Source organism: Alteribacter populi, assembly GCF_002352765.1.
Classification (GTDB): Bacteria; Bacillota; Bacilli; order Bacillales; family Salisediminibacteriaceae; genus Alteribacter; species Alteribacter populi.
In genome coordinates this window covers 3,718,134-3,732,428 of sequence record NZ_KZ293963.1, presented here as the reverse complement: position 1 = coordinate 3,732,428, position 14,295 = coordinate 3,718,134, and the positions used below count along the sequence as shown (strand labels likewise).

Annotated in this window: 12 protein-coding genes; 1 reads left to right on the top strand and 11 read right to left on the bottom strand. The window is 39.6% G+C overall.

The genetic code is table 11. The features are described from left to right. Positions 1-91 precede the first annotated feature (91 nt). From CDZ94_RS17265 to CDZ94_RS17255, 3 genes are all read right to left on the bottom strand, one after another. Complete coding sequence (locus tag CDZ94_RS17265; RefSeq protein WP_096439179.1) at positions 92-937, bottom strand: sugar ABC transporter permease; 846 nt, start codon at positions 935-937, stop codon at positions 92-94. A gap of 6 nt (positions 938-943) precedes the next feature. Further along, positions 944-2,275 carry a carbohydrate ABC transporter permease gene (locus tag CDZ94_RS17260; RefSeq protein ID WP_245415752.1) on the bottom strand — a complete coding sequence of 444 codons (1,332 nt, stop codon included), beginning with the start codon at positions 2,273-2,275 and terminating at the stop codon, positions 944-946. Positions 2,276-2,464: 189 nt separating this feature from the next. After that, positions 2,465-3,748, bottom strand: coding sequence for a sugar ABC transporter substrate-binding protein (locus CDZ94_RS17255; RefSeq protein ID WP_096439175.1), 1,284 nt, complete (start codon positions 3,746-3,748; stop codon positions 2,465-2,467). A gap of 532 nt (positions 3,749-4,280) precedes the next feature. Here CDZ94_RS17255 and CDZ94_RS17250 point away from each other — a divergent pair. Beyond that, on the top strand, positions 4,281-5,015 hold the full coding sequence (locus CDZ94_RS17250) for a DUF5694 domain-containing protein (protein WP_096439173.1): 735 nt from the start codon (positions 4,281-4,283) through the stop codon (positions 5,013-5,015). Between the two features lie 123 nt (positions 5,016-5,138). Here CDZ94_RS17250 and CDZ94_RS17245 read toward each other — a convergent pair whose 3' ends face one another. The 8 genes from CDZ94_RS17245 to CDZ94_RS17210 all read right to left on the bottom strand — a co-directional run bounded on the left by CDZ94_RS17245 (position 5,139) and on the right by CDZ94_RS17210 (position 14,289). Next, positions 5,139-5,885: a MerR family transcriptional regulator gene (locus CDZ94_RS17245; RefSeq protein WP_096439171.1), complete on the bottom strand. Its 747-nt coding sequence runs from the start codon at positions 5,883-5,885 to the stop codon at positions 5,139-5,141. Then, positions 5,885-6,754, bottom strand: coding sequence for an Hsp33 family molecular chaperone HslO (locus CDZ94_RS17240; RefSeq protein WP_096439169.1), 870 nt, complete (start codon positions 6,752-6,754; stop codon positions 5,885-5,887). The genes CDZ94_RS17245 and CDZ94_RS17240 overlap by 1 nt, the downstream gene beginning before the upstream one ends. Positions 6,755-7,737: 983 nt before the next feature. Beyond that, positions 7,738-9,021, bottom strand: a complete 1,284-nt coding sequence (locus CDZ94_RS17235; RefSeq protein ID WP_096439167.1) for a GntP family permease — start codon at positions 9,019-9,021, stop codon at positions 7,738-7,740. Positions 9,022-9,080: 59 nt separating this feature from the next. Continuing rightward, the gene (locus tag CDZ94_RS17230; RefSeq protein WP_096439165.1) at positions 9,081-10,259 is read right to left on the bottom strand and encodes an acetyl-CoA C-acetyltransferase; all 1,179 of its coding nucleotides are present in this window, start codon (positions 10,257-10,259) and stop codon (positions 9,081-9,083) included. Between the two features lie 30 nt (positions 10,260-10,289). Next, positions 10,290-11,066 (bottom strand): 3-hydroxybutyrate dehydrogenase, encoded by a 777-nt coding sequence (locus CDZ94_RS17225; RefSeq protein ID WP_096439163.1) that lies wholly within the window; start codon positions 11,064-11,066, stop codon positions 10,290-10,292. Between the two features lie 25 nt (positions 11,067-11,091). Beyond that, positions 11,092-11,766: a 3-oxoacid CoA-transferase subunit B gene (locus tag CDZ94_RS17220; RefSeq protein ID WP_096439161.1), complete on the bottom strand. Its 675-nt coding sequence runs from the start codon at positions 11,764-11,766 to the stop codon at positions 11,092-11,094. Between the two features lie 15 nt (positions 11,767-11,781). After that, positions 11,782-12,477, bottom strand: a complete 696-nt coding sequence (locus CDZ94_RS17215; RefSeq protein ID WP_096439159.1) for a CoA transferase subunit A — start codon at positions 12,475-12,477, stop codon at positions 11,782-11,784. A 447-nt stretch (positions 12,478-12,924) separates the two neighbouring features. Beyond that, positions 12,925-14,289 (bottom strand): sigma-54 interaction domain-containing protein, encoded by a 1,365-nt coding sequence (locus CDZ94_RS17210; protein WP_096439157.1) that lies wholly within the window; start codon positions 14,287-14,289, stop codon positions 12,925-12,927. Positions 14,290-14,295 lie beyond the last annotated feature (6 nt).

The window sequence follows — 14,295 nt, the reverse complement described above, 5'->3', positions numbered from 1 at the left end:
ATATAAAAACATACCTACAGCGAGCACTAACAGAATAATAGATAAAAATTTAAACCTCTTAAACAAACGAAGCACCTACTTTTCAAATATCTTACCCTTTTTCAGCCCCAGCCGTTAACCCTTCCACAATGTAGCGTTGGAAAACAAAGAACAATACCATCAGTGGTAAGGAAATGAGAACAGCCCCAGCTGCGAATACTGTGAAATTATTGTTTGCTTGCCCTGATACTAAGGTGAATAAGCCCTGTGCTAACGTCCAATTACTACTTGAGCGGAGTATAACTTCCGCCATAATAAAGTCCATACTTGCCGCAATAAAACTATTAAAGGCTACAAATGATATAATCGGCGTTGCTAATGGAAGCATAATCTTAATGAAAATAGCCGTATTCGATGCCCCGTCAATACGCGCCGCTTCCTCCAAGCTTTTTGGAATCCCATCAAAGAACCCTTTCACAATCCACGTGTTAAAGGCTACACTTCCAGCTGCTAACACTAAAATATAACCGAGGTGAGTATCCAAAAGTCCGAACGATCCTAATAGTGTATAAATCGCAATCATCCCCATAATCGTTGGGAACATTTGTAGAATAATGATTGCCATCAAACCTTGCTTCTTCCCTTTAAACTGATACCTTGAAAACGCGTAACCTGAAAATACTCCAAATGTAGTCGAAATGAGCATATTTGACACTGCAATAAACATCGTATTTCGATACCAAGTTAAATAGTCATGTTCTTGAAAAAGAGCTAAGTAATGCCCCCAATTCCAATCAGCTGGACTTGGAAAAACTTGTGATGAATGTAGCGATGAGCCAGGGTTTACTGATCCAATAAAAACAAAGTAAACAGGAAAAAGACAAATGATCGCTAACGTGACCAAAATACTATAGACAATAAAACGGTTTATTGTTTTTTTAAATTTAGGACTAGGCATTTTCTATTACACATCCCCTTTCATGGATTTTGTATTTCTTAAATTGAAATACGCAAACCCAGCAATGATCAGGAATACTACTAAAGCAACAGCCGAAGCAATTGCGTATTGACCGTTATCTAGCGTCATTTTAAATATCCATGATAATAAAATATCCGTATGACCTGCGTAGGTGTAATTGGCATTTGATGGTCCGCCTTCTGTCATTAAATAGATAAATGTCAGTTGGTTAAAGTTAAAAGCGAAAGTAAAAACCATCAAAGGAATTGCCGCTACCATAACGATTGGGAATGTGATCGTACGAAATTGTTGGACGATTGTTGCACCATCTACTTCGGCTGCTTCATATAACTCCTTACTAATCGTCGTCAGTACAGCCGTAAATAGAGCCATCCAAAATGGGAACCCTAACCAAAGGTTTGTCAATAATACCGATACCTTGGCCCACATTGGATCAGATAACCACGGAATGGCATTCAGCCCAACAGAGCGCAACATATCATTGAAAACGCCAAACTCGCCATTGTACAAATTCCTGAAAATCAAGATACTAACAAATCCAGGTACAGCCCACGGAATGATATAAATATTTCTCCAAAACTTTCGATACTTAACGATTTTTTGCGATAACACTACCGCAACAAAAAGACCGGCAAACACAACCAATAATGTAGAAAGGACTGCCCAAATAATCGTCCAGGAAAATACACCAAGGAATGTCCCTCGCCATGATTCCATCGTAAATAAACGAATAAATTGATCAATTCCAACCCAGTCGACTAAAGCTCTAGGCGGTAAATAGTTCGGCGAAGAATAGTTCGTAAAAGCAATTAAAGCAGTGAAAATAAGAGGGAATACGGTTAACAAAATCATACATATAGCCGTAGGAGTAATTAAAATGTAGGCATAACCATTTTCCCAGACATTACGAACGGTTTCTTTGAAGTTCATAACTCTTTTTCCTTGCTCACGCAACTTCCCGACAAGGTAGGCGTCGCGAATACTAAAGAAGTAAATAGCTAAGACGGCAACAAGAGCCATAAGCATTAACAGCCCTTCAGCCATTAATAAAATGGAGTGGTCACCCGGATCAACCACGCGACCACGTTCTCTCACTTGCGGCGTTTCACCTAACGTAATTAATCCGTAAAGACCTTGGGAAATCGGTTTTATAAAGAAAATTAACGCAATGATTTCAAACAACGCCCAAGAAATACCCTTCGAATATTGCTTGTTGTATAGTTGTCCAAGTCCCATAAAGAGAACAGACAGCAAAGTCGCTATTTTGCGATGGCTTTTGTCTTTATGGGACACTTGAAGTTCTAAATTATTAGACACCACTTTTCCCCCTCCACACTAGATAAATAGACTTTTGAACTTTTTATACACGCAGTCTAGTAGAAATGAATGGATGTCAGGGAGGTGGTTAGGGGGAGTTACCTATTAGAGATGTTCAAAAAGTCAGACGTTTTTTGCCCTCCTTTTTGAACATGCCACCACACTCACTGAGGTCCATTCATTAGGTTATCAGTTTTGTTGCTCTTCAATTGCTGTTTCAATTGTGTCGACCGCTCGATCTAAAGCTTCTTGAGGGTCAACGTCCTGATTCCAAACTTCAGTAAATGCCGCTTCCATTGGATCCCAAACAAGAGGCATTTCTGGAACATTTGGCATCGGAACTGCATGGGATGCTTGCTCTAGGAAGCCAACTGAAATTGGATTACTTTGAATATCGTCATGTTCTACTAATTCCAAGCGCGGCGGCAAGGCACCAGTGATTTCATAAGCTTCCAGTAAATTCTCTTCGTTTGTAATAAATTGTGCTAATAATGAAGCAGCATCTGGGTAATCTGTGTATGCATTAACGTAGAAACCACGAGTTCCTGAAAAACTTGTTGGGCTTTCACCATTTTCAAGCTCCGGAAGTGGCACAACATTAAAGTCTACTCCTGCTTCTTCATAACCCCGCACAGCCCACGGACCGTTAATATCAAACGCTAAGTTACCTTCTTCAAATAGAGCTGTTCTAACATCATAAGTGATGTCCTCATTTGCCATACCAGGAACTACCTCATCACGAATGCGGAGTAATAATTCTGTACCTTGGACAGCACCTTCATTGTTTAAACCAAGATCATTGATATCTGTGCCTTCATCACCAAAAACATAACCACCATATCCGCCAAGGAACGCATAGACAAAGTAAAGATTTTGGGGCTCCATCATAAATCCATAGCGATCACCTTCCGTTAACTCACTCGCTACTTCAAGCAGCTCGTCCATTGTCTCAGGTGCTTCCTCTACTAAATCCGTGTTATAAAATAAAGCGTATGTTTCGATACCTGATGGGTAACCGAAAAGCTCATCCTCAAATGATGTTGCAGTAATGGCTGCCTCCATAAACTCTTCTTCATATTCTTCTGGCCAGAAGTTTTCAAGGACCAATCCGGCAGAAATTGCACGGCCAATGCGATCATGAGTAGAAGCAAAGACGTCAGCTGCTTGTCCAGAAGGGCCATCAGTAGCTAAACGTTCTGGTGCATCTTCTTGAGTTACTTCTTCTACTTGTACTGGCACACCGTATTCACCTTCGAATTTTTCAGCCATGAGTTCAGCCCACTCCAACTGCTCGTCACCATCACTCCATAGCATTAACTCCGCCCCTTCTTCAGGCACAACTTCAAAATCAACGGCTTCTTCTCCATCTGATTCAGCTTCTTCTGGTACTTCTTCCTCCGCTCCACATGCAGCTAGTACCATAGACAAAGTTAACAATAATACAAATGCTAAAAACGTTGACTTTTTAAACATAAATATTCCCCCTTCATTTAATTAAAATATTACCCTGAAAATAACGATACTCTCTTCACCAAACTTGTTACTTCCCACCTCCCAATCATAGTCAAACGATCTTCTTGCTAGTAAACTCTCAGCTTCTAAAAATAATGAAATGACTATTACTTTTGTTTTGATAAGAAAAGCGCAAGGTGGATGCTTTCAAAAGAACCACCTACACAACCTAAGGCAAACGTTTGCACAAAACTATTTTAAAATAACACTTTGCTTTTACGGAAAGTGTGAAAACGGTTTCACTCAGTAACCATATTATAAAACGCCTGCAGTTCATTGACAATACCTTTTGTTAAAATCCCTTCTATTTTTCTTAATTTGAATTTAGTTGCAACGTTTGCACTATTTTCGTTTGCGTGCGTGAGCTTACAAGTGAATTATTCAACGGAGAGTATTGAGTTGCGATTGCCAGCTCATTTTTTATGTCCACAAACTGGAATAAGCTAAAGGGGAAGGCTTCTTAAATATTCTAAATATCAAAGGGGATTAAAAAATGAAAGAAGTAAAACCTAAAGTTTTGGTCGTTGGAACCTTTCATTTTGGAGGGTCCCCAGATATGGTTCAAATAGACGCAGGTAATATGTTAGCAGTAAATAAACAAAAAGAAGTATTAGAAGTTGTTGAGAAATTAGAGAATTACAAACCAACAAAGGTTGCAGTAGAAGTAGAAAAGGAAAAAGAAGTCGCTCTTAACCAAAGATACGAAGAATATATCGATAATAATTTTGAATTAACTTCAAATGAGGTCCATCAACTCGGATTTAGAATATGTGAATTACGAAATCATCAAAAGATATTTGCAATCGATTGGATGGGCAATATTGGTAGTAGAAGTATTGGCGAAGTTCTAGAATGGGCAGAAACAAATCAAACAAAATTGTATGATTTAATTACTAAAGTTTACATACCAAAAATAAAACCTAAAATAAACGGTTTATCTATTTTAGAAGCCATAAAAAGTGTAAACCAAAAAGAAAGAATACAAATCGATCATGAGCTGTATCTAAATATAGCTCAAATTGGTGAAGGTATGGACTATGTAGGGATAGATTGGGTTAAATGGTGGTACCAAAGAAATTTAATCATATACAATAATATTATAAAACTAATAGAAAATGCCGATGAACGAATATTATTATTGATTGGTAGTGCACACATACATTTGGTTAGTCAATTTCTAACTGAAAGCGGACAAGTGGAAGTAGAAAACATAGAAGATTATTTATAATCACTAGAGATGAATTTGTTAAATGTTGTACTTAACGGGGGCAATAGCACAAGAAGCTGTCGCTACGCTATTTAACAAGAGCAGGTTTATTAAATAAGAAGAAGAAGACAGCTAACATAATAGTTAGCTGTCTTCTTCTATATATGACAATGCTTCGTATAAATATTGATATAAGGAAGGTTCTAAACCTACTTTAGTTGCAAAGTCTGGATTATCAGAATAAAACAGTTCTGCATTTCTGTGAAGTTCACTGCCTTTAGGTGAAATTGTTTCAATAATTCGATTCCATCTTGCTGCTATTTTAATAACCGATTCGTCATGAGGAGGAATGTCTTTCTCCTTTTTATCTCTTAGTTCTTCTAATATTGAATTAAATTCTATTTCTCCCATACGAAGCGTGGTTTCATCAATGGAATAATAACGTTTTCGAATCATATCTATTTGACTTTGACTAAAATACTGAGTTTGATTGGTCCTCATGAGTTCAAATAGTGCTGTTAAACTCTGTAATGAAATATAATTATTTTTGGAGTGAGAAAATTCTTCATGAACATGCTCTAATTGTTTTAACAGCTGTTGTTGGACTTCAATATTCGATTTTACTCGTTGAATTTGGTTGTTAAGAATCTTTAAGACAGTTGAATGATCACTTTGTTCTTTTAAAGTTCTAATTTCTTCTAAAGAAAACCCCATTTGCTTTAAAGAAATTATTTCAAGCAGGCTTTGTAAATCATTATGAGTATATCTACGGTGTCCTGAGTTCGTGTATTCGGTGGGACTCAACAATTTAATTTGATCGTAATACCTTAAAGTCCTAATAGATAATCCAGTAATTTCGGCAATTTCCCCAGTTCTCCAATACTTACTCATTAGTTAGATCTCTCCTGAAGATACGGCTTAATTTCATCTGTATTAAAATAGTAGTTTCTTCCACAAATATTACATGTTGATTTTATTGGTGTACCTGACTGGACATACTCTTTCAACTCGGACTTATCTATTGAATGTAACAATCCATAAAACATCACTTTTGAACAACCGCAGAAAAATTGAGCACTACTGTAACCGATTATTTCTACTGATGCAAAGTACTGAGTTAATAAATTTTTAATTTCTTTTTCGGTACAATAATGAAGGTTCCTTAGAATTGGAAGTAACATATCAAATTTCCCTTCCACAATATCCAAAAGATTTTTGGACGAATTAGGGAGTAGTTGTGCATATAAACCATAACTATACTTGATCGTATTATCTTCTTCCCATTCAATATCAGTCTTGAATAAAGTATCCGTTTGGTCGCTCTGTTTAAAGTAGTGAGAAAAGTCTTTGTCTAAATTTTGATATGGCATATCTGTTATTCCTGTAAATTGGTTCATATCTACACCTTTTATCATTCTAATTGAGCCTTTTAATCCAATGAGCTGTTTTACTGTTCTATATTGGTCCTGTGAAAGTAAATAATTATTTACATAGCCACGTATGTTGCCATGGGCATCAGCGTCCGTATGAATTTTACTTTTTGGATTGCTCATGATTAGATTAGCACTTAACCTTTGATTTCCTTTAAGTGTTGCAGATAGTAAGCTCGCAATGGTAATTGAATTAGCCAGTGCAGTTTTAGCTACTTTATTAGAACACTCATTAATTTGCATGATTTCATCTATTAATTCAGTATTATTAATAAGGTAAAGACGTATTTGTTTATTGAATATAAGTGTTTTTATTATTCGGTTTGTCATATAAAATCATTCCTTACGTATGTTATTCTTCTTTAAGAATAAATCATTACGTTACGTAAGTTTCAAGAGTATTATGGAGAATTTATTGAAAGAAGGAAGTGTAGCTCTTTCATAGAAATTTACAAGTTGAGATGATTGAATTGATTTCAAAAGTTAATAACAGGGGTGAGGATGTGAGTAAAACAATAATAAAACAGATTCCTTTAATAAGTAATTGTAAAGAAGTGACTGAAAGAAGCAACGAACCGTCCCTGCGCTTCCAACAGGTGCAACTTAACATTAGAGAATTAGTCTAATTCTAAAAGGGGTGTTTTTATGAGATTATTCTCGATTGCTCTAATATTGCTTTTTATCCCCACTATAATAACAGGTTGTTCGGTTTAGTCCTGGAGAAGGTGAAGGTGGTTATTTGAGTAAGGAGCAAGTTTTAAAATTAAATTCAGATGCAGACATCTTTGAATTTAATGGGAAAGTTTATAAAACGGGTATGGATTGGATTAAAACGAAGACTTAACAAAAGAGGAACAATTAGGATAAATATCTGAAGGGATGGCAAATAAATTACCCATCGGAACTAAGATCCTTGCACCAAAAGAAAGAAAAGACATTTTAATCGTTGTGTACAACGGGGAAGAAAAAAGATATTTGGTTCAACTTGGCGAGTAAGCTTTTCTTCTTCAATAAAAGCAATAGTTGAAGAAGGCATAGAGAAATACTTTTTTTCTCTATGCCTATTTAATGTTTATATGTGAAACAAGTTGGTCAGTGATTTACAGTTTTGCACCTCATAAAGAAAAGCGAAAACGCTTTGGTTACAAGCGAAAAGCACTTTCGACTGGTAGATTGAAGCTGCTTTTTGGTTTCTTCTGACAGGCTAAAGTGAGCTCGAGCTCGTAGGCGCTGAAGCTAGACCTTGAAGGGTAGATTTTTCTAAACTCAAAAGTAAACCCGATCCGGTTTAAGGCCTGCGATTTTTTTGCTCATTAAAGAATGCCAATTGAAGCGAGAAGAATGACGACAGCAACCGAAATTACAGGAATAAGGACGGCGACAATAAAGATATCTTTGTAGCTATCTTTATGAGACATTCCGGTGATTGTCAATAACGTCAATACAGCTCCGTTATGAGGCAGCGCGTCCAATCCACCTGATGAAAGAGATGCAATTCGGTGGAAATCTTCTGGGCTAATACCGGTATTCATCGCGATTTCATAATATTTGGAGCCCAGTGCTTCAAGGGCAATTCCCATCCCTCCGGATGCTGATCCGGTAGCTCCGGCAAGGACATTGACCGCAATGGCTTCTGAAATTAACGGATTTCCTCTTACCCCCATCAATAATTCCGTAAGCCGCTCAAATCCGGGAACCTCACGTACAACTGTACCGAATCCTACTGCTGCACTCGTATTAATAATCGCAATAACTGATCCACTTGCGCCGTTATTGATAGATTTAACAAACATTTTCAATTTCATCACGTTTAATACCATAATTAAAATGATACCCGAAATCAATGCGGTAACAATGTCCCAATTGAGAATATTCAATGTAATAAGGACAGTTAACAGTGGCAACAAGGACAACAGAAAATGAGGGTGATCGTCCTCAACATCGATTATTTTCTTATCCTTTGGTTCGGTGAATGTTTCGCCATTACTAGTTAGCTTTCTTTCCCGCCAACGCAAATATAAATAGCCGCCAACAGCCATCACAGCTGCAGCAACGATCCCCATTACAGGTGCCGCTGTGGCGCTAGTGTGAAAGTACTCCATCGGAATAAGGTTTTGAATTTGCGGTGTCCCTGGTAAGGCCGTCATCGTAAACGTAAAGGCACCTAACGCCACAGTCGCTGGAATTAGCCTTCTACTGATATTCGCCTCACGGAATAACGATAAAGCAAGTGGATATACAGCAAAGACAACAACGAACAAGCTGACACCACCATAGGTTAAGACGGCTGCAGATACTAATACTCCGAGGATTGCCCGTTTCGTACCGATGATTTTTGTCAACGCAACGGCTACTGATCTTGCCATCCCGGTATCTTCCATCAATTTTCCGAATATGGCACCAAGCATAAAGACCGGGAACCAATCTTTTGCAAATGAAACAAACCCGCCCATATACGTATCTTTATAGGCATCTAATAAATCGAGGCCACCTGTTATTGCTACTACACCAGCAGCAATCGGGGCCACCCAAATGATGGACCAGCCCAAATAGGCTAAGGCCATCAAAACGATGAGACCAAGGAAAATACCAAACATGAATATTCCTCCAACCTGTTAAAAAAGTAGTTTATATCAATCCCGATCTATCTCCTGCCTTACAAGGCTTCTACTACCATCGCAATTCCTTGTCCGCCTCCGATACACAAGGAGGCAATACCATATTGCTCATTTCTTCGTTTCAGCTCTTTGATAAGAGAATACAAGACTCTAGTACCACTCGCTCCGACTGGATGACCGAGCGCAATCGCTCCTCCATTGACGTTGACGATATCCCGATTCAAGCCTAATTCTTTTTCCACCGCTAAATATTGAGAAGCAAAGGCTTCATTGACTTCAATCAAGCCGATATCGTCTAACGTTACATTTGTTTTTCCTAAAGCCCGTTTAATCGCAGGTGCTGGGCCAATCCCCATGTAGGATGGATTGACGCCTCCTACTCCCCAGGAGATGATTTTGGCTAAAGGTTTCAGGCTTTTCTTTTGGACAAATTGTTCACCAGAAAGGATAACCGCTCCTGCGCCATCGTTAATGCCGCTTGCGTTTCCGCCGGTTACCGTTCCGTCTTTTTTAAATGCAGGCTTTAGTTTCGCAAGTCCCTCCGTCGTTGTATCCTCTCGAATATGCTCGTCTACCTCGACTAGGTGAGGACCTTTTCGAGATTTAACTACGACTGGAACAATTTCTTCCTCAAACTTACCAAGCTTTCGTGCAGTCGTGGCTCGCTGATGACTTTGCGAGGCATAGGCATCTTGTTCTTCACGGGAAATCTCGTATTTCTCCGCGAGATTTTCAGCGGTAACGCCCATTCCCTTGCCGATATATTCATCTGTCAAAGCTGCCCAAAGCATGTCATCTACTTGCGGTGTACCAAGCTTTGTACCAAACCGACTCCCCCTCAATGCGTACGGGGCCAAGCTCATACTATCTACGCCACCTGCAAGCGCTGTCGCTCCGTCTCCTAACATGATCGACTGGGCAGCGGAAACGACGGATTGAAGACCAGATCCACATAGCCGGTTAACAGCTAGAGCCGAACTTTCGATTGGAATTCCCGCTTGAAGTGCGATATGTCTAGATAAATAAGGCGCATTCTTCGCTGAATGAATGACATTTCCCATCACAGTAAAATCAATATCCTCAGGTGCGATCCCGCTTCGGCGAATCGCTTCCTTACTTGCTGTGACACCTAATTCGGTCGGGTCAACATCTTTCAGTGCTCCACCAAAACTACCAAAAGGTGTCCGTGCTCCTTCTAGAATATAAACGTTTTCCATTTTCTCATTCCTCCACGATTTGTTCAGACGTTATTGAGCCGTGTAGCCACCATCGATGACGACCGCTTGTCCTGTTACTCCTTTTGCTCGGTCACTGGCTAAAAACAGCGTATAATCAGCAATTTCCTGCACAGATAACAAACGTTTTTGCGGAACCAAAGGGTAAATGACCTCTTCAACTACTTCCTCCAAAGAAACATTTCGGTTGTCGGCTAAATCCTGTAATTGATTTCGTACGAGCGGGGTGTCTACATAGCCCGGACAAACAGCATTTACGGTAACCCCATGTTCTGCCCCTTCTAATGCAGCGACTTTTGTCAGTCCAATCACGCCATGCTTTGAACTGTTATAGGCAGCTTTTCCAGCAAAGCCGATCAATCCATTGATGGAAGCCATATTTATAATCCGTCCTGTACCTTGCTTTTTCATTATTGGGAACGCGTGCTTCGTAGCCATAAACGGTGCAACCAACATCACTTTTGTAATAAATTCGAATTTTTCTGTTGGAAAGTCTTCAATCGATGCTACGTGTTGTAACCCTGCATTGTTAATTAAAATATCAAGTCTTCCGTAGTTTTCTACCGTTTCGTCAATCGCTTGTTTTACCTCTTCTTCATTGGTTACATCACACTTGAGACCGATACAGTCATATCCCTCGTCGGCGAGCTTATCCACTGCTTCGTTTACTTTCTCTTCATTAACATCACTGAAAGCAACTTTTGCTCCGTTTTTAGCAAATTCAACGCCAATTTCATATCCTATTCCACTTGCAGCTCCTGTAATGAAAACGACTTTGTTATCTACCATCGAAAACATCTCCTTTTGCTCCTGTTTAAAATGCTGCTTCTACAAGTTCAGGACTAACTGTCAATTCCGCTTCCGTTGATTGCATCACTTCGTCAACAGTCCACCCTTCTGCTACTTCCACGAGTATTAAGTCGTTTTCGCACACGTCCATCACAGCACGATCCGTAATAATCCGGTTGACTACCCCTTCTCCCGTTAACGGAAGGTGACAATCCTTTAAAATCTTCGGCTCCCCGTGTTTATTTACATGATCCATGATAATGACGATTTTCTTGGCGCCATGGACAATATCCATCGCTCCACCCATGCCTTTAATCATTTTGCCTGGTATCATCCAATTCGCTAGATCTCCCTGCTCAGAGACTTCCATCCCTCCAAGAATAGCAAGGTCAAGGTGTTCTCCTCGGATCATCGCGAACGATTCGGCACTGCTGCAATAAGAAGCGCCAACTGATGCTGTGACCGTTTCTTTCCCGGCATTGATCAAATCAGGATCCACCTCTTCCTCGTATGGTGACCTCCCAATTCCAACTAAGCCGTTTTCAGACTGAAGAACCACTTCTTTATCCTGTTGGATGTAATTCGCGACCATCGTCGGTATCCCAATTCCTAAATTCACATAGAAACCGCTTTCAATTTCTCGCTCAGCTCTTTTCGCAATCTTCTCTCTGACTAATGACTTATCCATCTCTACTGCCATTCCTATCCCCTCCAGTTATCCTTGTGATCTTACAGTTAAACGTTCAATTCGTTTCTCTTGCTGACCCTCAATTAACCCTTGAACATAAATTCCCGGTGTATGGATCGTTTCAGGATCCAACTCTCCTGTTTCCACCACTTGTTCTACCTCTGCAATCGTTGTATAACCAGCTGCTGCCATCATCGGGTTAAAATTCTGTGCTGTCTTGTTATAGACCAGATTTCCGTGTCGGTCCCCTTTCGCTGCTCGGATCAGACTGAAATCTGCACGTAATCCCGTTACCAGAAGATAATCCTTCCCATTAAATGTACGAACCTCTTGCCCTTCTGCAAGCGGAGTCCCTACGCCTGCTGGTGTATAAAAGGCTGGAATACCAGCACCTCCCGCTCTAATACGTTCAGCCAATGTTCCTTGCGGGGTCAGCTCGACCTCTAGTTCACCAGCTATAACTTGACGTTCAAATTCCTTGTTTTCACCTACATAGGAACCAATCATCTTATCAATCTGTTTATTTTTAAGAAGCAGCCCAAGCCCCCAGTCATCGACTCCGCAGTTATTTGAAATCACCGTTAAGTGCTTCACTTTCGTTTCTACTAAAGCAAGAATAAGATTCTCAGGAATTCCAACTAAACCAAACCCTCCAACCATAATCGTCGAATGATCTTTGATTTCTTTTACAGCTTCCTGAAATGATGGATACATTTTTTTCATACTCATGACACTCCCTTCTAGGCTTATATAGTGCAAATATCATGCCAACTCTCTTTTAAAGTCTTCTAGTTAACCGGGATCCTTTTCTGGTCAATGAGATCTTTTCTAGTCAAACAAGATCTTTTTCTAGTCAAACTGGATCTTTTTCTGGTCAAATCAGATCTTTTTCTAGTCAACCGGATACTTTTCTGGTCAAATCAGATCCTTTTCTAGTCAAACAAGCTCACTTTCTAGTCAAACAAGATCTGCTTCTAGTCAATCTGTCCTCCTTTTTGAACAACAATTTTAATAGAAGTCGTATGTTTTAACACGAAACACCACGATGATTCTGAATTTTCGAAAAGGGTGCGTGGATTTTTTTGCAACAATGATGAAAACCTTTACATGAACAACGAAAAATAAACCATTCCAGAATATCGGAACGGTTTTCCGGATTTCTGGAATGGTTTATAACTCATATTTCTTTGTCTTCTCATACAGACTGGATTTTCCGATACCTAGCATTTTTGCAGCCTTTCCTTTGTCTCCTTGCACCTTCTTTAGCGTCCGTTCAATGGCCTGTTTTTCTGTCTGCTCCATGAGTTCTTTTAAACTATGATTCTCGTTTAATATAGAGGTATTAGGTTGAAGGTGGTCCGGTAAGTCGTCTACTTCAATGATCTCGGTATTGGTCAGATAAACGGCAGCCTCAATAATATTTTCAAGCTCGCGGACATTACCTGGCCATTGATACTGAAAGAAACAATCATATACGTTCGCTCCAAAATCAACCACACGTTTTCCAGTCCGCTCAGTCATTTTATGAAGTAAAAATTTCGCCAACAGACGTAAATCTTCCGGGCGTTTTCGAAGTGGCGGGATATCGACCTGAACGACGTTAATTCGATAAAACAAGTCCTCGCGAAACTGTTGAGTTTCGATAAGCTTCTCTAAGGGCTGATTCGTCGCAGCAATAATCCGTACGTCGACCTTCTGAGCCTCAACAGCCCCAACGGCTTCCACTTCTCCCTCCTGCAACACTCTTAGAATCTTCACTTGTGCCTGCAATGACATATCGCCAATTTCATCTAAAAAAATCGTACCGCCGTTTGCAAGCTGAAATTTACCTGGCTTCCCGCCTTTTTTTGCCCCTGTAAAAGCTCCTTCTTGATATCCAAATAATTCAGACTCTAGTAAATGTTCTGGAATGGCTGCACAATTGACTTTGACAAACGGCTTCGTGTTACGCTCACTCAACTGATGAATGCTATGGGCAAACAACTCTTTCCCTGTCCCACTTTCTCCCCTTAATAAGACAGAAACATCTCCAGGTGCCACTTTTTTAATTTTATTCTTTAGATGTTGAATGTCAGGGGAACTGCCAATGATATCATGAAGCGAATACGTGGCACCGTTTTGTTTTTTCATTTGATTACGATACGTTTCTAGTTCAAGGAGGAGATCTTTGATGTGACTATTCATCTTCATCCATTCTTCCGTATCACGAAACAGGACCATACCAAGCGCCCCAACCACTTTTCCATCAGAACGCAACGGTATACGGTCGGCAATCATGTAGTTGCCACGAATATATTGAAGATCTGCCATTTCTTCTTTTCCAGTCTCAGCTACAATATGCATTCGTGTATATTCAATCACATCGGTAACATGCTTCCCTTGGACCTCTTTTATATCGACTTCTAAAAAACGACAATAGCTATCATTCATATAAGATATCAAACCTTCATGATTCACTACGACGATACAATGATTGACGTTTCCGAAGATGGTCTCTAAAATTCCGTCTCGATAATTTTCTAGTAACGCTAGCATGTATCC